Origin of the sequence: Streptomyces sp. NPDC059524, from assembly GCF_042749255.1 — a bacterium.
Classification (GTDB): domain Bacteria; phylum Actinomycetota; class Actinomycetes; order Streptomycetales; family Streptomycetaceae; genus Streptomyces; species Streptomyces xanthii.
Genome location: NZ_JBHYTK010000033.1, coordinates 15,664 through 37,138, shown reverse-complemented (window position 1 = coordinate 37,138; position 21,475 = coordinate 15,664). Strand labels below are relative to the sequence as shown.

20 protein-coding genes are annotated in these 21,475 nt (G+C 70.4%); 10 read left to right on the top strand and 10 right to left on the bottom strand.

Annotated features, from left to right (window positions below):
- Positions 1–29 precede the first annotated feature (29 nt).
- From ACFW9D_RS12550 to ACFW9D_RS12540, 3 genes are all read left to right on the top strand, one after another.
- Positions 30–227 (top strand): hypothetical protein, encoded by a 198-nt coding sequence (locus ACFW9D_RS12550; protein WP_384620961.1) that lies wholly within the window; start codon positions 30–32, stop codon positions 225–227.
- A 64-nt stretch (positions 228–291) separates the two neighbouring features.
- Entirely contained in the window at positions 292–681 is a 390-nt protein-coding gene (locus ACFW9D_RS12545; RefSeq protein WP_188339161.1) for a VOC family protein, read from the top strand.
- 70 nt (positions 682–751) lie between these two features.
- A complete protein-coding gene (locus tag ACFW9D_RS12540; protein WP_384620958.1) occupies positions 752–1,264 on the top strand; it encodes a GNAT family N-acetyltransferase in 513 nt (170 codons plus the stop codon).
- Between the two features lie 3 nt (positions 1,265–1,267).
- Here the strand turns inward: ACFW9D_RS12540 and ACFW9D_RS12535 are convergent, their stop codons facing one another.
- Positions 1,268–3,373: a DHA2 family efflux MFS transporter permease subunit gene (locus ACFW9D_RS12535; RefSeq protein WP_384620955.1), complete on the bottom strand. Its 2,106-nt coding sequence runs from the start codon at positions 3,371–3,373 to the stop codon at positions 1,268–1,270.
- 169 nt (positions 3,374–3,542) lie between these two features.
- Here ACFW9D_RS12535 and ACFW9D_RS12530 point away from each other — a divergent pair, with 169 nt between their 5' ends.
- Positions 3,543–4,379, top strand: coding sequence for a peptidoglycan-binding protein (locus tag ACFW9D_RS12530; RefSeq protein WP_384620952.1), 837 nt, complete (start codon positions 3,543–3,545; stop codon positions 4,377–4,379).
- Between the two features lie 158 nt (positions 4,380–4,537).
- On the opposite strand, the gene ACFW9D_RS12525 is transcribed toward ACFW9D_RS12530, so the two are convergent.
- Both ACFW9D_RS12525 and ACFW9D_RS12520 read right to left on the bottom strand, forming a co-directional pair.
- Positions 4,538–4,954 carry a hypothetical protein gene (locus tag ACFW9D_RS12525; RefSeq protein ID WP_384620950.1) on the bottom strand — a complete coding sequence of 139 codons (417 nt, stop codon included), beginning with the start codon at positions 4,952–4,954 and terminating at the stop codon, positions 4,538–4,540.
- A 98-nt stretch (positions 4,955–5,052) separates the two neighbouring features.
- Complete coding sequence (locus ACFW9D_RS12520; RefSeq protein WP_384620947.1) at positions 5,053–5,373, bottom strand: antibiotic biosynthesis monooxygenase family protein; 321 nt, start codon at positions 5,371–5,373, stop codon at positions 5,053–5,055.
- Here ACFW9D_RS12520 and ACFW9D_RS12515 point away from each other — a divergent pair, their 5' ends adjacent.
- Positions 5,374–7,056, top strand: a complete 1,683-nt coding sequence (locus ACFW9D_RS12515) for a recombinase family protein (protein WP_384620944.1) — start codon at positions 5,374–5,376, stop codon at positions 7,054–7,056.
- Between the two features lie 3 nt (positions 7,057–7,059).
- On the opposite strand, the gene ACFW9D_RS12510 is transcribed toward ACFW9D_RS12515, so the two are convergent.
- Positions 7,060–7,461 (bottom strand): DUF1992 domain-containing protein, encoded by a 402-nt coding sequence (locus ACFW9D_RS12510; protein WP_188339166.1) that lies wholly within the window; start codon positions 7,459–7,461, stop codon positions 7,060–7,062.
- Between the two features lie 101 nt (positions 7,462–7,562).
- Between ACFW9D_RS12510 and ACFW9D_RS12505 the strand changes: the two genes are divergently transcribed.
- Positions 7,563–7,964, top strand: a complete 402-nt coding sequence (locus ACFW9D_RS12505) for a hypothetical protein (RefSeq protein ID WP_384620940.1) — start codon at positions 7,563–7,565, stop codon at positions 7,962–7,964.
- Between the two features lie 7 nt (positions 7,965–7,971).
- On the opposite strand, the gene ACFW9D_RS12500 is transcribed toward ACFW9D_RS12505, so the two are convergent.
- From ACFW9D_RS12500 to ACFW9D_RS12490, 3 genes are all read right to left on the bottom strand, one after another.
- The gene (locus ACFW9D_RS12500) at positions 7,972–8,661 is read right to left on the bottom strand and encodes an O-methyltransferase (RefSeq protein WP_188339168.1); all 690 of its coding nucleotides are present in this window, start codon (positions 8,659–8,661) and stop codon (positions 7,972–7,974) included.
- Positions 8,662–8,666: 5 nt separating this feature from the next.
- Entirely contained in the window at positions 8,667–9,788 is a 1,122-nt protein-coding gene (locus tag ACFW9D_RS12495; RefSeq protein ID WP_384620936.1) for a DUF2330 domain-containing protein, read from the bottom strand.
- A gap of 169 nt (positions 9,789–9,957) precedes the next feature.
- Positions 9,958–11,364, bottom strand: coding sequence for an MFS transporter (locus ACFW9D_RS12490; RefSeq protein WP_384620934.1), 1,407 nt, complete (start codon positions 11,362–11,364; stop codon positions 9,958–9,960).
- 609 nt (positions 11,365–11,973) lie between these two features.
- On the opposite strand from ACFW9D_RS12490, the gene ACFW9D_RS12485 reads away from it, so the two are divergent.
- A complete protein-coding gene (locus ACFW9D_RS12485) occupies positions 11,974–13,983 on the top strand; it encodes a bifunctional glycosyltransferase 87/phosphatase PAP2 family protein (protein WP_384620996.1) in 2,010 nt (669 codons plus the stop codon).
- 47 nt (positions 13,984–14,030) lie between these two features.
- On the opposite strand, the gene ACFW9D_RS12480 is transcribed toward ACFW9D_RS12485, so the two are convergent.
- The 3 genes from ACFW9D_RS12480 to ACFW9D_RS12470 all read right to left on the bottom strand — a co-directional run bounded on the left by ACFW9D_RS12480 (position 14,031) and on the right by ACFW9D_RS12470 (position 17,728).
- Positions 14,031–15,242 (bottom strand): helix-turn-helix domain-containing protein, encoded by a 1,212-nt coding sequence (locus ACFW9D_RS12480; RefSeq protein WP_384620931.1) that lies wholly within the window; start codon positions 15,240–15,242, stop codon positions 14,031–14,033.
- 192 nt (positions 15,243–15,434) lie between these two features.
- A complete protein-coding gene (locus ACFW9D_RS12475) occupies positions 15,435–16,997 on the bottom strand; it encodes a DUF6801 domain-containing protein (protein ID WP_384620929.1) in 1,563 nt (520 codons plus the stop codon).
- 146 nt (positions 16,998–17,143) lie between these two features.
- Complete coding sequence (locus tag ACFW9D_RS12470; RefSeq protein WP_384620927.1) at positions 17,144–17,728, bottom strand: hypothetical protein; 585 nt, start codon at positions 17,726–17,728, stop codon at positions 17,144–17,146.
- Positions 17,729–18,198: 470 nt separating this feature from the next.
- Here ACFW9D_RS12470 and ACFW9D_RS12465 point away from each other — a divergent pair, with 470 nt between their 5' ends.
- The 3 genes from ACFW9D_RS12465 (at position 18,199) to ACFW9D_RS12455 (ending at position 21,469) form a co-directional block, all read left to right on the top strand.
- The gene (locus ACFW9D_RS12465) at positions 18,199–19,143 is read left to right on the top strand and encodes a hypothetical protein (protein WP_384620924.1); all 945 of its coding nucleotides are present in this window, start codon (positions 18,199–18,201) and stop codon (positions 19,141–19,143) included.
- Positions 19,144–19,634: 491 nt separating this feature from the next.
- On the top strand, positions 19,635–20,618 hold the full coding sequence (locus tag ACFW9D_RS12460; RefSeq protein ID WP_384620921.1) for an ABC transporter ATP-binding protein: 984 nt from the start codon (positions 19,635–19,637) through the stop codon (positions 20,616–20,618).
- Complete coding sequence (locus tag ACFW9D_RS12455) at positions 20,615–21,469, top strand: MlaE family ABC transporter permease (RefSeq protein ID WP_384620918.1); 855 nt, start codon at positions 20,615–20,617, stop codon at positions 21,467–21,469. Before ACFW9D_RS12460 ends, ACFW9D_RS12455 begins: the two co-directional genes overlap by 4 nt.
- Positions 21,470–21,475 lie beyond the last annotated feature (6 nt).

Sequence of the window (21,475 nt, the reverse complement as noted above, 5' to 3'; positions counted from 1 at the left end):
CGCGGCCCGGGACGCGGCGGCCGGGCGCCATGTTCGTACAGCTGCTCGCGGCGACCGGGCTGCTCGCCGCCCTGACCATGGTTCCCGTCCCGGACACGGCCGTGGTGACCGAGCGGGCCCTCGCGGCCGGACGGCGGGACGGGCTGCGCACCGTCCGGCCGGACGGCGGGACGGGCTGCGCACCGTGGACGGCCTCACGACCGGACTGCTCGTCCGGGGCGCGCTGACCGTGATCGGGCCCGTCGAAAAAATAGGGTGTCGGGCCGCGGGGACCGCTCCTACGATGGCCCGATGACGTCGATCAAGGAAATCCAGGTCACCTTCGACTGCGCCGACCCGGCGCGGGTCGCCCGCTTCTGGTGCGAGGTGATGGGGTACGTGCCGACGGTCGACGAGGACGGGGACGGCTCCTGGGCCGCGGCCTCCGACCCCACCGGCCAGGGCCCGCGCATGTACTTCCAGCGCGTCCCGGAGGGCAAGGTCGTCAAGAACCGCGTGCACCTCGACGTACGGGTCGGCAAGGGGCTCGTCGGAGAGGAGCGGCTCGCCGTGATCCTGGCCGAGGAGGCCCGTCTGGAGAAGCTCGGCGCGACGCGGGTGCTGCTGCAGCTGGCCGACGAGGAGAACGAGTCGTGCCTGACGATGCAGGACATCGAGGGCAACGAGTTCTGCCTGGACTGACCCGGGTGCTCGGTGCCGGGGCCGCGATAACCGGTTGCGGGGGGACCCCCGGGGCGGAACATCATCAGGGATGCCTGAAGCCGCCTGGACCATTGCCGCCGAGCCCCATGACTCGCCCGACGCCGCCGCGCTCTGGCGCGCGTACTACACCGAGGTGAGCGACCGCTGGTACCAGCGGTACGAGGGCCGCGACACGGACGCCGACGAGCTGGAGCGGGAGATCGCCGCCGACCCGGGCGATCATCTGACGCCGCCGAAGGGCCGGCTCCTCGTGGGCCGGTACCGGGGCGAGCCCGCCGGAATGGCCGGGGTGTGGCTCGCCGACGCCGGCACGGCCGAGCTCACCCGGGTCTACGTTCGGGCGGACCTGCGCGGCACCGGCGGCGCGGCCCGCCTCGTGGCCGCCGCCGAGGACGCGGCCCGCGAGCTGGGCGCCGAGCTGATCCGGCTCGACACCCGGACCGACCTCGTGGAGGCCCGCGCCCTGTACGCCCGGCTCGGGTACGAGGAGACCGAGGCGTTCAACGACGCCCTCTACGCCGAGCACTGGTTCAGCAAGGACCTCCGGAAGACGGAGAGGTAGGGCTCAGGCGGGCAGGCCCGCCCGTCCGCGCTCCGGCCTCCCGTCGTGCGGCCGCTCCGCGTCCGATCCGCACATCTCCGTGTTGAGCTCGGCGACGAGCTGGTTGAGGTCGGTCGGCCGGTCGGGCCCCCACCAGTCGCCGAGCAGCTCCGCGAGGGACTCCTCGCGGGCCTTCGCCAGCCGCCGCGCGACCTCGCGGCCCTCCTCGGTCAGCACCAGGTCGAGCCCGTCGCGCCGCGCGAGACGCCGCTCCTCGACCTGCCGGGCCGCCGCGATGATCACCGCGAGCGGGACCCGGCTGCGCTCGGCGAGCGCGGACGGCTCGGCCCAGCCGTACCGGTTGATGCGCAGGATCAGCCAGCCCGCCGCCGGCAGCAGGTCCTCGCCCGCCCGGGCGGTGATCTTCTCGTAGATCGCCCGCCGCCCCTCCCGCGTGCCGAGCGCCGACAGGGCCCGCGCGCACTCGTCGTACGAGGACCGCTCCACGGGGTTGGAGGCGAGGGTCTCGGTCGTGTCCGGGGCGGTCACCGAGGCGCGGAGCTTGTCCTCGCGGAGGAACCAGGACAGGACGAACGCGAGCAGCGCGACCGGCGCCGCGTACAGGAAGACGTCGGTGATGGACGACGAGTAGGCGTGCAGCACCTGCGGCTGGAGCGCGGGCGGCAGGCCGGCGATGCCGCGCGGGTCCGCGCCGAGCGACTCCGGGCTGACGCCCGGCGGCAGCTGCTGCCCGGCCAGGGCGTCGGTGAGCTTCGTGGCGAGCCGGTTGGTGAAGATCGTGCCGAAGATCGCGACGCCGAACGAGGCGCCGATGGAGCGGAAGAACGTCGCGCCCGAGGTGGCGACGCCCAGATCCTCGTACGGGACCGCGTTCTGCACGATCAGGACGAGCACCTGCATGACGAGGCCGAGCCCGAAGCCGAAGACGAGGAAGTAGCCGCTCATCTCCAGGGTCGAGCTGTTCTCGTCGAGGTTGTGCAGGAGCAGCAGGCCGAGCGCGGTGACGGCGGTGCCGACGACGGGGAAGACCTTCCAGCGGCCGGTGCGGCTGACGATCTGCCCGGACCCGGTGGACGCGATCAGCAGCCCGAACACCATCGGCAGCATGTGCACGCCCGACATGGTCGGCGACACCCCGTGCACGACCTGGAGGAACGTCGGCAGGTACGTCATCGCGCCGAACATCGCGAAGCCCACCACGAAACTGATCACGGCGGACAGCGTGAACGTCCGCACCCGGAACAGCTTCATCGGCAGCACCGGCTCCGCCGCCCGGAACTCGACGAACACGAACACGACCGCGAGCAGCACGCCCAGTACGGCGAGGCCGATGATCTGCGCCGAGTCCCAGTCCCAGGTGGTGCCGCCGAGCGAGGCGACGAGCACGAGGCAGGTCGCGACGGACGCGATGAGGAAGGTGCCGAGGTAGTCGATGCGGTGCTTGCGGGCGCGGACCGGGATGTGGAGCGCGGCGGCGATCACGGCGAGCGCGACCACCCCGATCGGCAGGTTCACGTAGAACACCCAGCGCCAGCTCAGATGCTCCGTGAACAGTCCGCCCAGCAGCGGGCCGAGCACGCTCGTCGCACCGAAGACCGCGCCGAACAGGCCCTGGTACTTGCCGCGTTCGCGCGGGGAGACGATGTCGCCGACGATCGCCATCGACAGCACCATCAGGCCGCCGCCGCCCAGACCCTGGAGCGCCCGGAAGCCGATGAGCTGCGGCATGTTCTGCGCGACGCCGCACAGCGCCGAACCGATCAGGAAGATCACGATCGCGATCTGGAAGAGCTTCTTGCGCCCGTACTGGTCGCCGAGCTTGCCCCACAGCGGGGTCGCGGCCGTCGACGCCAGCATGTACGCGGTGACCACCCAGGACAGGTGGTCGAGGCCGCCGAGGTCGCTGACGATGGTGGGCAGGGCCGTGGAGACGATCGTCTGGTCGAGCGCGGCGAGCAGCATCCCGAGCAGCAGCGCGCCGATGGACACCAGGACGCTGCCGCTCTTCGCCGTGTCGTCCGGCAGGGCCGCGTGCGTACGGGCCCTGCCCGCCGCGCCGCCGCCGTCCCGAGTACCACCGTCCTGAGTGCCGCTGTCCTGGGTGCTCATGGCCACCTCCACGGGCCCTTCGGCTCGGACCGGCCGGAGAGCTGACCCCTCCATCCTGGTGGCTGTGTGCCGTTTTGGCCTGTTGAGTCCAGGGTGAGGTGTCCGTTTTCCCCGGACCGACACCACACGTTCTTCATACGGTCTGCATAATGCGGACAACGCTCAGGGGATGGGGAACAGCACGGTGAGCGACCAGTTCGGCAACGACCACGAAGAGACGAACCACCCGGGCACCGACCCGGGGCAGGACCTGGGGGAGGCGGAGGGATTCGGCCCGCTGCGGGTGCGCCCGTACGTCACGCTGCCCGAGCCGGAGGAGCCCGCGCCGCCGCGCGCCTCGCTCCCGTACACGCCCGCGCCGCTGCCGCCGCAGCGCGCGGCGCCGGACGCCGAGCGCGACGATCCGGAGCCGGAGGAACCGCAGCGCCGCAAGGCACCCGTGGCGCTGCTCGCAGCTGTGGCGGGCGTACTGAGCGTCGCGGCGCTCGTCACGGTCCTGGTCACCTCGGGTGGCGACTCCTCGAAGGTCACGGCGGACGACACGCATCCGTCGGACCTGGTCGCCTCGTCCGCTCCCGGTACGACCTCGAGGGCGCCCTCCCTGGAGTCCTCCGCGCCGTCCGCCTCGGCCTCCGCCTCCGCCTCCGCGTCGGCCTCGGTCAGCGCCTCGGCGTCGCCGTCACCGACCCCGAGCCGCACCAGCGCGAGCCCCACCCCGAGCGAGGAGCGGACCAGTACCGCGCCGAGCCCCTCCCGCTCCGAGCGGGAGGAGTGGGGCGCCGGCTCCGGCACCCTGAGCCGCGGCGACCGCGGCCCGGAGGTCGCCGAACTCCAGCGCCGCCTCCGCGAGCTCAACCTCTACACGGGCGAGGCGAACGGCAACTACAACAGCCCGACGGAGTGGGCCGTGCGCCGCTACCAGGTCGCCCGCGGCATCCAGACCCGCACGCCGGGCGCGTACGACGCGCCGACGCGGGCCATGCTGGAGTCGGAGACGAGCGGCTAGGTCTCCCCCGCACCGTGTCGGGGAGACCGTCGACGGAGGGTGCGCAACGGGGCGGTCAGGCCGGCGAGGTCGGCCGGCGCGGGCCGGGGTCGCCTCGCGGGACAGCCCTCAGAGGTTCGATACGAGGTGGGGCGAGACCGATTCAGGCGGTTCTGCCGTCACTTGACAATGACGCCGGGAACCAAGGCCACCAGGCCCGAAACGAAGCTGCCTAATCCGGCCAAGGTCACGATGACCGCTTTGCCGTCAGAAAAGAGACCAGCGCAGAAGGTTCGCACCTGTCGGCGCAGAATCAGCATCTTCAGCTTCTGCCAGCGGTGCTGGCGGATGTGGCATCCCAGCAGCAGGCCGGCCGCGTTGTTGCGACAACCGTCGGTCCGCCCGCGGACGGGTGCGCCGCAACTCACAGGTGCCTGGAAGAAGCACCAGATGAGTACGGCGGCGGACAGAGTCGCCACAGCCGCTGGGCCGGCGGCGGAATTGATCCAGGCTGCGATCAATAATGCGCCCGCAAGCACCCCCCACCATTTGCCCAGCCCACCGAAACGAGTCTTGTTCGCCCCCGAAGATCCCATGGAGAAGATCGTGGCGATGCCAGGGGCTTGTCATGCATGCGAGATGGACCTTGACCGAATCCGACCTCTGGACGGCTGACGGGGGGTGCTTGCGTCCGCTACGCGGTCTTCGGTGCCGCCTGCTGGACGACCTCGAAGGACCACACCGTGGAGCCGGACGCGGCGGGCTTCGGGCGTTCGCCGCCGCCCTGGTGGGCGGACTTCATCGGGCCCTCCATCCAGGCCTGGAACGACTCCTCGTCACGCCAGCGCGTGTACACGAGGTAGTCGTCGGTGCCCTCGATGGGGCGCAGCAGCTCGAACCACTCGAAGCCGTCGGAGTTCTCGACGGTGCCGGCGCGCGACGCGAAGCGCTTCTCGAGGACCTCGCGCTGCTCGGCCGGGACGGTCAGGACATTGATTTTTACTACGCTAGGCACATGACACCTCTCGTCAAACGGGGCCTCGACTGGACCCCTGATCTGGACCGTGTGCGCGCAGTGTCCTACATCCGGCAGTCAAGGAAGCGTGAGGACGACTCCGCGTCGTCTCCCGAAGCGCAGCGGACCAAGTGCGAGGCGTTGATCACGGCCAAGGGGTGGGACAACGCGGGTCACTTCGCCGACGTCGGCACATCCGGCTGGGACCCCAAGGTCGTCCGGCCGGAGTTCGAGGAGATGATGTCCGCCGTTCGCGCCGGGCACGTAGACGCAGTGGTCGTGTTCTCGCTGTCCCGCCTCACGCGACAGGGTGCCCTTGAGGCCATGCTCATCAACGAGGAGCTGGCCGAACACGGCGTGCTGCTTGTCAGCGTCGAGGAACCGTACCTGGACACCTCCACTCCCACGGGGGTAGCGATCTTCGGCCTGATCGCTGCGCTGGCTCAGCAAGAGTCCGACATGAAGTCGGCGTACGTCACGGCGACGAAAGAGACACTGCGCGCTGCGGGCTCCCATGTGTCCGGCATGGCTCCGTACGGCTTCGAGTCGACGCGGGAACCGCGGGGGGAACTGGTGGTGGTCAAGCTGGTCCCGGATCCCGCTGAGGCTCCTCACGTACGCGACATGGTCTCTTGGGCGCTCGGTGGTATGGCGGCATCGGCCATCGCCCGGAGGCTGAACGGCGAAGGCGTGCCGACCAAAGCGGCGCACATGGCGGCGCGGGTGACCGCCCGTCGGGACAGGGGCGTGAGCGTTCCGCTGGAGCGTACGACGTGGGTGTCTTCCACCGTGCTGCGCATCCTGCGTGATCCCCGCCTGGCTGGTTATGCGGCTGAGCGCCAGGGAACCAAACGCGCCGTCCTGCGCGACGACTCGGGAGCCCCGCTGGTGGCGCATGAAGGGATCGTGCCCGCTGACGACTGGTGGCGCCTTCAAGACGTGCTCGACGGCCGCACACCCCACGTGGGTCGCCAGCGTGGTCGGTCGGTTCCCTCGCTGCTAGGAGGCGCCGGAATGCTCTTCTGTGGCGTCTGCGGCAGTTCCATGGTCACGGACAAGCGCAACGGTAAGCAGCTCTACCGCTGCAACCGTGCGCAGTCCGGTGCAGTGCCGGGGCATGGCGGGCTGGCCATCAACATGGATGCTGCCGATGACGTGGTGGCCCGTACGGTGTGGTCGCGCCTGACTGCGCTGGACCCGGCGGACCCCGAGGACCAGGAATGGTTCGCCGAAGCGGCGCGCCGGTTCGCAGCTCAGGCGGAAACGAGCGAACGGCTGGAAGAACTGGCTGCCGCACGCACAGAGTTGGAGCACGTACGAGAAGCGCTCCGCACGCTGTACGTCGACCGGCAGGCAGGGCTGTACGCGGGTGCCGTGGGTGACCAGATGTTCCGTGAATCCGTGGAACGGTTGACAGCACATGAGGCGCGTACGGCCGGGCGCGTGGAAGAGCTGGGAACCGCTGAGGCCGACACAGGGTCCATCCCGCCGGAGTGGACAGCGCTGGAGGGGGACCCTCTTGGCCCGGAGTCGACCTGGGCCGGCTGGGACGTTTCCGCACGGCGCGATTTCCTTGCGCTGTTCGTTGGCCGTGTGAGCGTGGCACGTAGCGTCGGCAGGGGCCGAAACGCGAACACAAGGGAACGGGTGGCCGTGCACTGGGCTCAGGCGCCGACCAAGTAGGCGTCACCCACGGGCCTGCCGCCAGCGCTCCACGATCTCGTCCACGTCGTAGGGCTTCAGGCCGAGGGGCGGGCCGGGCGGCGGTTTGAACATCATGTCGCGGATCTTGTCGTTGAGTTCCTTCATCCGCGCGCGGACGATCCGTTCCGAGGGCGCCGACGTGATCGCCGCCAGCGTGTCCTCGGCCTCCTTGCGCAGTTCCAGGGAGGGTGGGAGCACGGAGAAGCCCTCGCGGGCGAGCTTCTGCTTCACCCACCAGTTCTCGTCGTAGAGGGTGTCGGGCGAGGTGTCGAGCGGCTTGCCGGCGCCGGGCAGCGAGGAGAAGTCGCCGCGACGCTCCGCGTCACGGATCTGCTTGTCGACGAATGACTCGAAGCTGACGCCGGGTGGTTTGCGTTCGGTCATGGGTTCAGTGTCCCAGAGGCGGCTCCGGCGTCCTATGATGCGCGGCGTCCCGGCCGAACAGCAGGCCGGGAGGAACAGCGCGGAACGCTTGGGGGAGTGCGGTGCTCGAACTGACCATGGCCACGGTGGGTGGCGAGGACGCGGGGGCCACGGCCGGCATGGTGATGGCCGAGGCGGACAGTGTGGCGGGCGCCGTGCTGCGCGTGGGGCGGGACGCCGCCCAGTGCCGGCTCGTGACGCCGGACGACTGGCTGTTCGTGTCGCGGGTGCACCTGGAGTTCCGGTGCGGGCCCGGCGGCGAGTGGAGCATGGGCTGGCTGCGCGGCTCGCAGGACGACCCGGCGTCGGAGGTGCGGGTGCGGTTCGGCAGCCCGCAGGGGCCCGGGCAGCCCGTCCCGTACGGCGGGGTCGTCGAGCTGCCGCGCGGCGCGTCCGGCGAGATCGTCGTCCTCGACCGGAGCGGGCCGCGCAGCGTCAACGTGGGCTTCTACCAGGAGAACTGAGCGGGTGTCAGTCCTTCACGCGGGCCAGCGCGAAGCCGTCGTAGCCCTTCACGCCGACCGTCTGGATCGCGGTCGCGTCCAGCTTCGGGTGCTCGGAGAGGAACTTGAGGGCGGCGCGGGTGCCGGTGATGTCCGGCTCCGTGTCGTCCGGGTCGACGACGCGGCCGCCGCGCACGACGTTGTCGACGACGATCAGGCTGCCGGGGCGGGTCAGCTTCACCGCCCACTCCAGGTAGTTCGGGTTGTTGGCCTTGTCCGCGTCGATGAAGACCAGGTCGAAGACCTGGCCCTCGCCGGCGAGGACCGGCAGCGAGTCGAGCGCCGCGCCGACCCGCACCTCGACCGTCTTGTCGAAGCCGGCGCGGGCCAGGTTGGTCCGCGCCACCTCCGCGTGCTTCGCGCTGTACTCCAGGGTGATCAGCGCACCGTCGGCGGGCAGCGCGCGGGCCAGCCAGATGGTGCTGTAGCCGCCGAGCGTGCCGATCTCCAGGATGCGCCGGGCGCCCTGGGTGAGGGCCAGCAGGTGCAGGAGCTTTCCGTTGGTGGCCGAGACGTTGATCCGGGGGAGGCCGGCGGCCTCGCTGTCGGCGAGGGCCGCGGCGAGCACCTCGTCGGCCGGGGCGAGGAGTTCGCTGAAGTAGGCGTCGACAGCGGTTGCGACATCGGGCTGGCGGGCTGCCGGGGAGTCTGTCGTCATGTCCGTCAGCGTAGGGGCGGCGGCGCCTGGACGGGGGCAGGCGGCACGACGGGTCGCCGGCGCCGGGCCCGGACCACGAGCAGGATCACCGTCGTCGCCACCGCCGCGAACGCGCCGAGCACGGTCAGCAGCCAGACCGGGATGTCCGGCCCCACGGTCAGCAGCTCGTCCTCGTACTTCACCTGCCGGTACGCGGTGTCGTGCGCGGAGCGGCGCAGTTCGTGGTCGCCGTCGATCGTGGACGGCGTCGGGAAGTCCTGGGTGTACGCGGTCAGGTACGGGGTGCCGGTCGCGAACTCGGCGAGCGGGCCGTAGGTGTTCGTGACCTTCCCCGCGAACGTCATCCGGGGTGCGGCTCCGCCGATCGCCGAGCGGGGCTCCATCCGGTGGGCGGCCAGCACGTACAGGTTGAGGTGCTGCTCGGTGCGGGCCAGGCGGGACAGCCGCATGGGATAGACGGGGCGTTCGCTGGCGAAGGTCAGATGCAGCGGGTCGAGGCTGCCGGTCATCGGGAGATGGTCGGCGGTGGCCGGGGCGAGGCGGACCGCCACGTACTCCCAGCCCTGGTCGACGTAGGGGCGCAGGGCGCGGTCGAGGCGGGCGGGCAGCTCGAAGCCGTTGTCGTGCAGCCAGTCGGCCAGCGCGTCCGGGTCGGTGGCGGTGAGCCGGGCGACGTCGAAGGGGCCGAGGCGCTCGCGGCCCACGACACCGACGCCGGAACCGGCGGCGGACGGGGTGGCGGCGGCGCCGTCTCCGGCTCCGCCGTCGAAGGGCCAGTCGCCGGCGCGGGGCCAGAAGTAGTGCCGGGTGCGGACCTCGGGGGCGGTCGCCACGGACAGGTCGGTGAACAGGTCCACGTCGCCGAGCTTCACGGTCGCCCGGTGTGGGACGGGCATGATCCAGGCGGCGTCGTGGGCGCTGCCGTGCACCGCGAGCCGCATCACGATCTGCTCCGTGCGGCCGTCCCAGCGCAGCACCGATGTCTCGTCGTCCACGGAGATCTGGCCCTGGCTGCGCGGCACCATGGCTCCGCAGCCGCACGCGTTGGCGGGGACGCTCACCGCGAGGAGCTGGAACAGTAGTGCGGCCACGATGATCAGCGCGGCCCGGGCCCGGTTGGTCTGCATGTCCGTTCGGACGGGGTGATCGTCCGGCCGGGTTCCCGTCGTTACGGGGCTGTTGCTCGAAAAGCCGCGGACGCGTCTGCGTGGTTCATGAGCAGATGCGTCCGCGGCTTTTCGCGGGTTGCTCGCGCAGTTCCCCGCGCCCCTAGGGGGCGCACCGCCCCGGCAAAGATCAGACCGCCGGAGCGGAACCCGGCAGCGGCTTGCCCGCGCTCTCGCGCATGCGCCAGGCCGCGATGCCGCCGATGACGGCCGCCGCCATCATGTAGTACGCCGGGATCATCAGGTTCCCCGTGGCCGCGATGAGCGCGGCGGCCACCAGCGGGGTCGTGCCGCCGAACAGGGACACGGAGAGGTTGAAGCCGACGGACAGGGAGCCGTAGCGGACCTTCGTCGGGAAGAGGGCCGGGAGCGCCGACGGCATCGAGGACGTGAAGCCGACCAGGAGCAGGCCCAGCGCAGCGAGGCCCAGGGCGATGGACCAGGTCGAACCGGCGCGGATCAGCAGGACGGCCGGGACGGACAGCAGGACGAAGCCGGCGCAGGCCGCGCCGATGACCTTGCGGTGGCCGAAGCGGTCGTTGGCGGCGCCCATCGGGATCTGCACGCACATCATCAGGACCATCACGCCGATGAGGATCAGCGTGCCGTGCGTCGCGTCGTAGCCCATCTCCTCGCTGAGGAAGGTCGGCATGTACGACAGCAGCATGTAGTCGGTGACGTTGAAGACGAGGACCAGTGCGATGCAGAGCATCATGGCGCTGCCCGCGCCCTTGCCGACGAACATCTCGCGCAGCTTCGGCTTGGGCTGCGCCTTCTGCTTGGCCTCGGCCTCCTCCGCGAGCTTCTGGAAGGCCGGGGTCTCCTCCAGCTTCATCCGCACGTACAGGCCGACCAGACCGATCGGGCCGGCGATGAGGAACGGGATGCGCCAGCCCCAGCCGTACAGGTCGCCGGAGGACATCAGCGTCGTCAGGGCGGTGGCGAGGCCCGCACCGGCGACGTAGCCGATGAGCGTGCCGAACTCGAGGAACGAGCCGAAGAAGCCGCGGCGCTTGTCGGGCGCGTACTCGGCGATGAACGTGCACGCGCCGCCGTACTCACCGCCCGTCGAGAAGCCCTGCACCATGCGCGCCATGATCAGCAGCACGGGCGCCCACACACCGATGGTGTTGTAGGAGGGGATCAGGCCGATCGCGAAGGTGCCCGCCGCCATCATGATCATGGTGATGGCGAGGACCTTCTGGCGGCCGATGCGGTCGCCGAGCGGGCCGAAGAAGGCGCCGCCGATGGGGCGGACCAGGAAGGCCGCGGCGAAGGTGCCGAGCGTGGACAGGACCTGCGCGGTGCTGGACGCCGTCGGGAAGAAGACGTGCCCCAGGGTCGCGGTCAGGTAGCCGTAGACGCCGAAGTCGAACCACTCCATCGCGTTGCCGAGCGCTGCCGCCTTGACCGCCCGCTTGACGAGGGACGGGTCGGTGACGGTGACGTCTTGCTGCTCGGCGGTGGTGCGGCGGTCCGGGGCCGAGGAGGCTCCGGACCTGCTGGTACTGGGGGCGACGGAGAGGGTGGACGACAAGGTCTCGCTCGCCTGCCTTTCGTGGGGGACAAGGGCAAAGGCCGTTCACGCGGAACGGCCCTGAAGGGACGATAGGGGCGCACCGGGCGGTAACGGGTAGTGTTCGCTCCGCAGCGCTCCGTGGTGATGTCCGGCCTGGCCTGGGAAAACGCGGGAGCGGGCGCGCCTTCGCGATCAGGTCTCCTGTGAGGTTTGTCGCGGAACCGATCCATGTAGCACGCAATCAACACGTGATCCGCACGCCATGGACCGGGGCCCGTCGTGTCGCCTTCCGGCCGTAACCAGGCCGAAGTCAGGTGAACCGGGGCGTGCCCGCGTCCTTCGGTACGGGACGGTGCGAACCTCTGAAGAGGACGCCAAAAGGTCCACGGAGGAGGATTCAAGGACGGAGCGGGCACTCGCCGTGCGCGGGTGCCGGGACAGGCGGCTGGAGGCCGACGGCACGTGGCGAACGCGGAGCGGGCAGAACGACGGGTCACAGAGCGCGGGACGGGACCGGCGGGCGGCGCACCCGGCTCCCCAGGCCCCCGGAGCACACCCGGCCCCCTCGGCAGACCCGGCGCCACCGCCGCCGCCCTCTCCACCGGCATCGGCGACGGCACCGGCCGGCTGACCGCCGCCCGCGCCCTCCTCTGGTTGCTCGCCGCACTTCTCGCGACCCGCCAGCTCGTCGCCGTCCTGTCCACCCCGCGCGGCGAACGCCTCACCGACCTGGAGACCTGGATCGGCCCCGAGGGCGTCCTGCACGTCAGCGGCTCCCTCTACGAAGGCGCCGGCGGCACCGACCGCTTCACCGGCACCCCGTTCTCCGGGCTCGTCCTCAGACCCTTCTCCGTCGCCGCCGAGCAGGCGCTCGGCTGGGGCTGGACCTTCGGCTCCCTCGCGCTCGTCGTCGCGCTCGGGCTGATCGCCGCCCGCGCCCTCCCGCAGCCGGTCGCCCGCCGCACCTCCCTGCTCGCGGCCCCCGTCGCGATCAGTCTCCTCATGCTGTCCCTGCCGGTCCGCAACACCTTCACCACCGGCCAGACCAGCATCATCCCGGTTCTCCTCGTGCTGCTCGGCTGCTTCGTCGTCCCCGGCGAGAAGGCCTCCGGTCTCCTCATCGGCGCCGCCGCCGCGCTCCAGCCGACCGTCCTCCTCTTCGCCCCGCTGCTCTGGTTCACCGGCCGCCGGCAGGCCGCCACGACCGCCCTCGGCACCTTCGGCGCGGCCACGCTCCTCGCCTGGGCCGTCATGCCGCAGGACTCCTGGACGTACTGGATCCACCACCTCGCCGGCGCCGGACTCGCCGCCGACCCGGCCGCCACCGCGAACCAGTCCCTGCACGGCATGCTGCTCCGCCTCGGCCTCGAAGGCCCCGGCGAGATCGCCCTCTTCCTCGCGCTCGGCGCCGCCGTCACCGTCCTCGGCCTGCGCCGCGCCGTCCGCCACGCCCGCGACGGCCAGCTCCTCCTCGCGGTCGCCGTCACCGGCTGCGTCGCCGTCGCCGTCTCGCCGACCACCTGGCAGCACCAGCTCCTGTGGGTGCTGCTCGCCGTCGTCGGCCGCGTCGGCAAGCGCGCCTCCGACCGCTACATGTGGCCGGTCCTCGTCGTCCTCGCGCTCACGCTGCCCGCGACGATGATGCTGCCGAACATGACGTTCCTGGAGCCCGTCCGGGACAATGTCGTCCTCATCGCCGCCCTCGCCGCGGCCGTCGCGGTCCCCTTCCTCCCGCGCACCTCACCCCTGTACGCGACCCCGATCCCCGCCACGTACGCGCCCCAGGCCCCCGCCCGCTGGAAGCACGTCCCGCTCCTGCCGTTCCTGCGCCGGGTCGTGGACCGCCCGAACCTCATCCTCGAACTCATCCTGATCCGCGTCGGCTACTCCGCCTACCAGCAGGTCCGCCTCGCCGCGACGGGCGGCACGATCTCCGGCGGCCGCGCGACCGCCGAGGCGCACGGCGACCAGGTCCACACCGTCGAGAGGTTCCTCGGCCTCGACGTCGAGCACGCGATCAACCACACGGTCGCCACCCAACTCCCCTGGCTGAAGGACTTCTTCAACTTCTACTACACGACCTTCCACTTCATCGTCCCGCTCGCGGTCCTCGGCTTCATGTACGTGCGCCGCCCCGCCGAGTACCGCTGGGGCCGCGCCGCGCTCGGCTTCGCGACACTCCTCGCACTGATCGGCTTCTGGGCCTACCCGCTCGCCCCGCCGCGCCTGATGCCGGGCCTCGGCTTCATCGACACGGTCCACGGCGTCCAGGACTTCACCAAGCCGGACTACGGCACCCTCACCCAGCTCACCAACCAGTACGCCGCGATGCCGTCCCTGCACTTCGGCTGGTCCCTGTGGTGCGGCATCGTCGTCGCGATCCTGGCCCGCCAGTGGTGGCTGAAGGCGCTCGCCCTCCTCCACCCGCTGTTCACGGTGTCCGCGATCGTCGCGACGGGCAACCACTGGGTCCTCGACGCGGTCGGCGGCGCGGTCGTCGTCGGGCTCGGCTTCCTTTTGACGTACGTGCTTCAGGGGCCCCGCGCCAGAACGCCCAAGTCCCACCCGTCTCGGCCGGAGCCACGGTCGGACAGTGACGCGGGGGAGGTCACGGCCGGCGCATCGAGCCCGTCGTGACGACGGCCTCGCGCCGGGGGTGTTCCGCGTGTTCGTCGCGGGGCAGGTCAGCGGGTGACGCCGCCGTCATGGAGGTGGAGTGCTCGCAGTGCCGCCTCCATGGCGAACCGGCGGTCCGGGTCGTCGAGTTGGCCGTTGAAGTGGGCCTCCAGGTTGCGCAGGCGGTAGCGGACCGTCTGGGCGTGGACGCCGAGGGTGTCGCCCACCTGCTCGGCGGTGCCGCGTGTGGTCAGCCAGGCGTGGAGGGTCTCCACGAGGCGGGCGCGGCGGGTGCCGGAGGACTTGTCGAGCGGGGCCAGTTCGCGGGTGGCGATCTCGGTGACGAGGGCCGGGTCGGAGAGCAGCCACAGGGTCACGAGATGGTCGGCGGTGTCGAGGACCGGGGCGTCGGCAACGATGTCGTCGTCGACGAGCTGGAGCGTGCGGCGGGCCCAGCGGAGCGAGTCGGCGGCCTGTGCGGTGGGCAGCGGGAGGCCGATGGCGATCGGCGTGCCGTAGGTCGCGGACTCCAGCATCGCGCGGCGCTCGGGGGTGAGCGGGCCGGGGACCAGAAGATGAGGCTGCGGGGCGCCCAGGTCGGCGAGGACATCGATGTCCAGGTCCGCCTGGATGGCGTCGGGCGCCGGGGTGCGCAGGGCGATGAGGGTGGCCTGCTCGGGGAGCGGCCAACTGGCCTGATCGCACAGCTCGTTGATCGTCGCGTGGGTGAGCGGGGTGCCGGCGAGGAGGAGGTGGAGCAAGCGTCTTCGGAGCGTTTCCAGTGCCGATCCGGACTTCGCCTGAACCTCCAGATAGCCCTCGCGTGAGAGCGCTCCCAGTTCGTCGATGTACGCGAAGAGCGCGTCGGCGAAGGTGAGGAGGAGGGTGGGGGACAGGTCGAAGCGGCGGCCGATCGTCTTGGCGCGGCGCAGGGCGACCCGGGCGCCGAGCCGGTAGGCGCTCTGGAGGGTCTCCAGGTCGCGGCCCTCGTAGGCCTCGACGCGGCCGAACTTGCGGAGCAGCTCGTCGCGGGCGATGGAGGACGCGGCGGGGTCGGCGACCCGGTCGACGAAGGCCGACAGGGCGTGCTCGACACCCTGGCGGATCGCCGCCCCGCTCGGGCCGTTGAGGAGCTGGGCGTACTCGGGATACGCGCGGGTGACCTCGACCCGGATCTCCTTGATCAGGCCGGGGATCTCGGGCCGCATGATGGCGGCGAACTCGCGGGGGAGCGGACCCAGCGGTTCGTTGACGTCAGGTGGCTGTACGCGCGGAGGCATGTGCGGTCCTCGCTGTCCGGGCGCCCGGTGGGGAACGGCGTCGCAAGGGCCGAAGGGTGTGGCCCGTGTGGCCCTTGCGTGGCCGTCAGGTGCGTACCTTTGGGAGCTCCTGAAACTAGAGCAACTTACGTGTGATGTACACCACTCGGCTTGAGGTTGGCTGTAAAGCGCGGGTGGTGCACGTCGGAGGGGTCAGAGGGTGGGGAGGGTCAGGGCGGGGAGGGCGGCGGCTGCCGGGGGGCAGCCGTTGCGGCCGGCGGGGAAATCAGGGATGCACACCGTCGCTTGATTCATCGCGATCAGGTTCCCCGGCCCGCTGATGGCTGCGGTGAACAGGGCGTCCAGGTCCTCGCCCTGAGAGCCGCAACCAGAGAAGGGCGGGATGTCGACCGGGTAGTTCTTGCTGGTGAGGAGCCCTCCCAGGAGCACGTTTGTGTAGGTTCCCTGTGTGCCGTTGGGGCCGAATGTTCCTTCCAGCACCACGCGGAAGGGCGCCTTGGAGCGGCAGTTCGGTCCGACGTCCAGCGGTGTCCCGTTCACGCTCACGTCGTGCAGGCGAAGGCTCTGGTCGAAGCTGATCGCTGCCCAGACCTCCTTGTTGGGACTTCTGCCGCGGGTTCCGGTGGTGGCCGTGACCGGTCCGGTGTCGAAGCTCACGCGCGCGGTCACGGGGGTGAAGTTGAACGTGAGGAACGTCGACTCGGCGTCGGGAAGATCGATCTGCCCGATGGAGTCCTGCCGGTTGTAGAACCCGTTTCCCGGCGTGCTCTTGCTGGTGTACGAGTTCTTGGCCACGATCATGCTCATGAGCGTGGGCCGACGCGAAGGATCGTTGATGATCATGGAGCCGTTCTGTTTGCGCACGGCCGCCAGTCCTGCTGCGTAGGTGCAGACTCGCCTCGACGCCCCATGGGTGACGTCCTGCAACTCCGTGCCTGGCAGCGGTGGCAGGGCGTAGGTCGGGTCCGGTTCGCCCTCGATGGTGACGTCCGGGCAGGTCTCCGGCGCCCCGGGCGTGGTCTCGTCCGCCTCGGGTGCCACGGACAGCCCTCCGCGGCCTTCACGGCCCGAGGGGGCGCCGGTATCGGCCCCTGCCGTGTCCGAGCGGTCCTCGCCCGACACGGGTACGGTCGCCAGGGTCCCGTCGTGTCCCTCTGCCGGCGAGCACGTCAGCACCACCGGTTCACCGACGCCCTTGTCCGCCTCGCCGACCGGACTGATGCTCAGGCGCAGTTCGCCGGCGGACAGTGTGACGTCACCGGGTGATCCCACCGTGATGGTCGATGCCTTGCCCAGGTGGGTGAGGCGAAGGTCCTCCCCCTCGCCGGGCACGAGGCTCTGGGCGGCCAGCCGAGACCACGTCGCCTCGGCCGTCTCGCCGTTGTGCCGTACCTGTACGGCCAGTTCGGCCTCGCTCGCCAAGGCCGTGGTTCCCTCGGGCAGCAAGCCGGCGAGGTCGTCGAACGGTGCTGTCGTGTCCACCGTCACCTGCCCCGGATCGATGGGCACACCGGCCGAGGCGTCGGCGGGCAGTTCCGTCCGCACGCGGGCCGTCACCCGCGTCGAGCCGTTCGAACTGCCCGGCAGCGGGCAGTCGTAGGTCAGCGTGACCGCGTCGAGCGCCTCGTCGGCACGGGAACCGGTGCCGGACGTCACGCCCAGGACGAGGGCGATCGCCGTCGCCGTGGCGATACGACGGGTCGTACGTCGCCCCCCGCGGCCGGCCCGCGAAGGGTGCTGCTCGCTGACGTTCATCGTGAGCTGTCTCCTCTGCCCGGCTGCCGCCCTCCGGCATCCGTCGTCGTCTCGTGGTCCGGCCTGCTCCGGGACGCGCCGAGCGCCCGCCGCCGAGTGTCAGCTCGGTGGCGGGCGTCGGTCGGTGCCTGGTGCGTGATCGCGGGTCAGCCCTGGGAGATCGTCTGGGCACTCGTCAGCTGGTAGTCGCCGAGGAATTCCGCATGGTCGCCCGGGTTGATGAGGCCGAGACAGTTCGCGTCGTCCTGCGCGGCGAGGCTGCCGCCACCGGTGACGTGCAGGATGTTGGCGCCGTTCTCGTACCAGCCGGTCACGCTGCCGGCGAAGGTGGCCTCGCAGCCGAAGCCGGTGATCTGCGCGACGATGCCGGTGATGGTTCCGTCGGCTCGCGTGGTGCTGCTCATGCCCGTGACGTTGATCTTCCACGGCAGCGCGGACGGCGACACGTCGAAGTCGATGCCGTTCACGTTGCAACCGGCGAAGTCGATGCTGTTGATGTCACCGATGCCGACACCGTCGGCGGATGCGGTCTGCAGGGTGCCGGCCGCGTGAGAGGTGTCGCAGGTGAGAGTGGCACCCGGCACGGTCAGCGTCGGGTTGACCGCGTTGGCCTCGAAGGCGCCGCCCGGGGACACGACGTAGCCGGCCTGGGCGGTGGCGGAGGCGGAGGACACGGAGAGGCCGACCGCCGCGGCGAACGCGGCGGCGGCTACGGCGGTGTTGCGGGTCATTCTGCGCACGGTGAATCCCTCCAGGGATGTAGGGCGTACGAGATGGGGAGCGCCGTCCCGCGGGAGGCCGGGACGGATGGTGTGCAACTCCGGGCGGAAGAGGGGGGTGGGGGCACGGCCCTTCCCTCGCCTGCCTCATGGACGTTACGAGCAAGTAACCAGAGGCCGCAATGGGATGCCGGGAGAATTCGGCGAAGTGGTTGAAGTCGGGGTTCTTTTTGTCTTCGGCCGATCAGGCCATCGCGCGGACCTTGTCCGAGGGTGAGCATTTTCCGGGCCGGGTGCATCTCTGCTCACTTGGCGAGTGAATGCCTGGATGGATTGCTCACTCGTTGATAAACGAGGCGGTAGTGGAATTTCTGTCAACGAGGGGCATTGCCGCAGAGGTTTCCCGCCAGTAACGTCCCGGCTGCTCCCGCAGTTCTCCCCGCTCACGCCCGCCTTCTGCCTTCCGTGAAGGGAAATCCGCCATGCGCTCGACGAGACGTACGCAGAATCTGACCCGTGCCGGTGTCGTGACCGCCGCGACGGCGCTCGCCACCCTCGCCGCGCTGGCTCCGGCCGGCGCCGCCACCGAGATGGACGGCGCCTGGGCCCCGTTCGGCCGCTGCCCCGTCGACGCCCCGAGCATGCTCGCCGCCGACGGCAAGACGGACGTGGCGATCTGCATCTCCTCCAGCTCGGACAGCGGCTCCATCAAGATGGGCACCTCCGTCGTGCCGACCGGTCGCACCGACCTCCAGGCCGGGGTCATCACCCACTCCGACGGCACGACCACCGTCGTCCCGCCGGCCGACGGCGCCCTCGTCGCGGCCCCGGCCCAACTGCCGGGCGGGCTCCTCGGGCTCATGTGTCCCAGTGACATCCCGCTGGTCAGCGACATCTGCAAGCAGCTCACGGACAACGACCTCAACCGGGTGACCGCGAAGGTCCAGTCCGTGAACACTCCGACCGACTTCAAGCTGCTCGCGGGCGTGACGCAGGGACAGCCGATCATCAGCCTGCCGGTCCGGATCAAGCTCGAGAACCCGTTCCTCGGCGACAAGTGCTACATCGGCTCCTCCTCGAACCCCATCGTGCTGCGCCCGCAGAACACCTCGGCGCCGGCGGTCAAGCAGCAGCGCTTCAATCCCGACGGCACCCTCAACTCCACGGGAGTGCTCAACCAGCTGAGCATCCTCGGGGCGAACCAGGGCGACTCGACGTACGCCGTCCCCGGGGCGAACGGCTGCGGCCTGCTCGGCGCACTCGACTGGGCCGTCAACCTCAAGTCCGGGCTGCCGTCCGCCTCCGGCGGCAACAGCCTCGCGCTCAACAGCACGTCCACGTACGTCGCGGCCTTCGCGTCGCCCAGCAGTGCGGTGCCGAACGAGGGCAAGCTGCTCTCGCAGTACTGGCACGAGGGCGTGAAGTGACGGACCTGAGCGCGCGCCGTTTCATCACTCGCTGACAGAAGGCGCGGCCGAATTGATTTCCCGGCATCAAAGAATTCCGGGTCGGTGGCGGGCCGCGGGAAAGTTCCGAGCCCGCTATTGCGAGGCGAGGTTACCCGGCCGTAGCGTCGATGCGGTGGCCACTGGACTCCTCGTCGACACCCCCCTGTCGACCTGGAGTTGAATCGGGGAACGCCGGTCCGATCCTCCTTCCGGAGTGGCCCCCGAGGGCGGGGTCTCGTGAAATCCAACCCCCCGGAACACGAGACCCCGCTCACCCCCGCCCCCCATGCGACTGCTCGGCAGAAAACAAACGCCCCGTACAGATTTGTCACTCGATGACAAAGCCTGGATGACAAAGCGGAATTCACCGTCCGACCGCTTGTCCCGGGGCGGGAAATCTACTTACCGTGCGCCCCCGGTGCACATCGAGCAACAGAGCGACCGAGCCACGAGTGCTTGCTGGAGGTGACATGGGAATCGAAGTAAAGGTCGAGGGCCTCACGAAGTCCTTCGGCAAGCAGCAGATCTGGCAGGACGTCAGCCTCACCCTGCCGGCCGGCGAGGTGAGCGTCATGCTCGGACCCTCCGGTACCGGCAAGACCGTCTTCCTGAAGTCCCTGATCGGGCTGCTCAAGCCCGAGCACGGCCGGGTCCTGGTCGACGGCGTCGACATGGCCCGCAGCCCCGAACGGGACATCATGGAGGCCCGCAAGCTGTTCGGGCTCATGTTCCAGGACGGCGCCCTGTTCGGCTCCATGAACCTCTTCGACAACATCGCGTTCCCGCTGCGCGAGCACACGAAGAAGAAGGAGTCCGAGATCCGTCGCATCGTGATGGAACGGATCGACGTGGTCGGCCTGTTGGGCGCCGAGGGCAAGCTGCCCGGTGAGATCAGCGGCGGTATGCGCAAGCGGGCCGGGCTCGCGCGGGCCCTCGTGCTCGACCCGCAGATCATCCTCTGTGACGAGCCGGACTCCGGGCTCGACCCCGTACGGACCGCCTTTCTCTCGCAGCTGCTCATCGACCTGAACACGCAGATCGACGCGACGATGCTCGTCGTCACCCACAACCTCGATATCGCGGCGACCATGCCCGACAACATGGGGATGCTCTACCGGCGGAACCTGGTGACCTTCGGGCCGCGGGAAGTCCTGCTGACGAGCGAGGAGCCGGTGGTCCGGCAGTTCCTCACCGCGGACGTGGTCGGGCCGATCGGCATGTCCGAGGAGAAGGACGCGGCGACGCTGGCCGCCGAGGGGCCCGCCAAGAGCACCGCGCCGCGCGAGCTCGTGCCGCAGCTCCAGCCCTCGCCCGGGCTGGGGGAGCGGGCGGCGGTCGCCCGGCGCCGGGAGCGGGTGCTGAAGATGCTGCCCAGCCTGCCGGAGACCGCGCAGGCGGCCATTCGGGCCACGTACGGCTCCGAGCCTGTCGAGCAGGGGGCAACGCTGTCATGAGCCTCGACGAGAGAGCCTCGACCGGCGATGGCGTGGAGGCCACGGGGCGCCGCCCCGGACCCCGCTCCTCAAACGCCGGAGGGGCCAAATGGCTCGGCCCCCTCAGACAGACGGGCCGGCTGTTCGCGCTCGCGCTCCAGGTGGCGCGGGCCGTCTTCCGGCGGCCCTTCCAATTCCGGGAGTTCATCGAGCAGTTCTGGTTCGTCGCCAGCGTGACGATCCTGCCGGCGGCGCTCGTGTCCATCCCGTTCGGCGCCGTCATCGCACTCCAAGTCGGCTCACTCACTCAGCAGTTGGGCGCCCAGTCGTTCACCGGCGGCGCCAGCGTGCTCGCCGTCATCCAACAGGCCAGCCCGCTCATCGTCGCCCTGCTCATCGCGGGCGCCGGTGGATCCGCCATCTGCGCCGACCTCGGATCCCGGAAGATCCGCGAGGAGCTCGACGCCATGACCGTCATGGGTGTCTCGCCCGTGCAGCGGCTCGTCGTGCCCCGCGTCCTCGCCACCATGTCCGTCGCCGTGCTGCTCAACGGCATGGTCTCCGTCGTCGGCACGCTGGGCGGGTACTTCTTCAACATCGTCCTTCAGGGCGGCACCCCGGGCGCGTACCTCCAGAGCTTCTCCGCGCTCGCCCAGCTCCCCGACCTCTACATCAGCGAGCTGAAGGCCCTCATCTTCGGGTTCATCGCCGGGATCGTGGCCGCGTACCGGGGGCTCAACCCGCGCGGCGGACCCAAGGGTGTCGGTGACGCCGTGAACCAGTCCGTCGTCATCACCTTCATCCTGCTCTTCTTCGTGAACACCGTGATGACCGGCATCTACCTCCAGATCGTTCCACCGAAGGGAGGCTGAGCCCGT

What these genes read in the sequence shown, in the direction of transcription:
- ACFW9D_RS12550 (WP_384620961.1), top strand. Translation starts at nt 30, where the DNA reads ATGTTCGTACAGCTGCTCGCGGCGACCGGGCTGCTCGCCGCCCTGACC.
- ACFW9D_RS12545 (WP_188339161.1), top strand. Translation starts at nt 292, where the DNA reads ATGACGTCGATCAAGGAAATCCAGGTCACCTTCGACTGCGCCGACCCG.
- ACFW9D_RS12540 (WP_384620958.1), top strand. Translation starts at nt 752, where the DNA reads ATGCCTGAAGCCGCCTGGACCATTGCCGCCGAGCCCCATGACTCGCCC.
- ACFW9D_RS12535 (WP_384620955.1), bottom strand. Translation starts at nt 3,373, where the DNA reads ATGAGCACCCAGGACAGCGGCACTCAGGACGGTGGTACTCGGGACGGC.
- ACFW9D_RS12530 (WP_384620952.1), top strand. Translation starts at nt 3,543, where the DNA reads ATGGGGAACAGCACGGTGAGCGACCAGTTCGGCAACGACCACGAAGAG.
- ACFW9D_RS12525 (WP_384620950.1), bottom strand. Translation starts at nt 4,954, where the DNA reads ATGGGATCTTCGGGGGCGAACAAGACTCGTTTCGGTGGGCTGGGCAAA.
- ACFW9D_RS12515 (WP_384620944.1), top strand. Translation starts at nt 5,374, where the DNA reads ATGACACCTCTCGTCAAACGGGGCCTCGACTGGACCCCTGATCTGGAC.
- ACFW9D_RS12510 (WP_188339166.1), bottom strand. Translation starts at nt 7,461, where the DNA reads ATGACCGAACGCAAACCACCCGGCGTCAGCTTCGAGTCATTCGTCGAC.
- ACFW9D_RS12500 (WP_188339168.1), bottom strand. Translation starts at nt 8,661, where the DNA reads ATGACGACAGACTCCCCGGCAGCCCGCCAGCCCGATGTCGCAACCGCT.
- ACFW9D_RS12495 (WP_384620936.1), bottom strand. Translation starts at nt 9,788, where the DNA reads ATGCAGACCAACCGGGCCCGGGCCGCGCTGATCATCGTGGCCGCACTA.
- ACFW9D_RS12480 (WP_384620931.1), bottom strand. Translation starts at nt 15,242, where the DNA reads ATGCCTCCGCGCGTACAGCCACCTGACGTCAACGAACCGCTGGGTCCG.
- ACFW9D_RS12475 (WP_384620929.1), bottom strand. Translation starts at nt 16,997, where the DNA reads ATGAACGTCAGCGAGCAGCACCCTTCGCGGGCCGGCCGCGGGGGGCGA.
- ACFW9D_RS12470 (WP_384620927.1), bottom strand. Translation starts at nt 17,728, where the DNA reads ATGACCCGCAACACCGCCGTAGCCGCCGCCGCGTTCGCCGCGGCGGTC.
- ACFW9D_RS12465 (WP_384620924.1), top strand. Translation starts at nt 18,199, where the DNA reads ATGCGCTCGACGAGACGTACGCAGAATCTGACCCGTGCCGGTGTCGTG.
- ACFW9D_RS12460 (WP_384620921.1), top strand. Translation starts at nt 19,635, where the DNA reads ATGGGAATCGAAGTAAAGGTCGAGGGCCTCACGAAGTCCTTCGGCAAG.
- ACFW9D_RS12455 (WP_384620918.1), top strand. Translation starts at nt 20,615, where the DNA reads ATGAGCCTCGACGAGAGAGCCTCGACCGGCGATGGCGTGGAGGCCACG.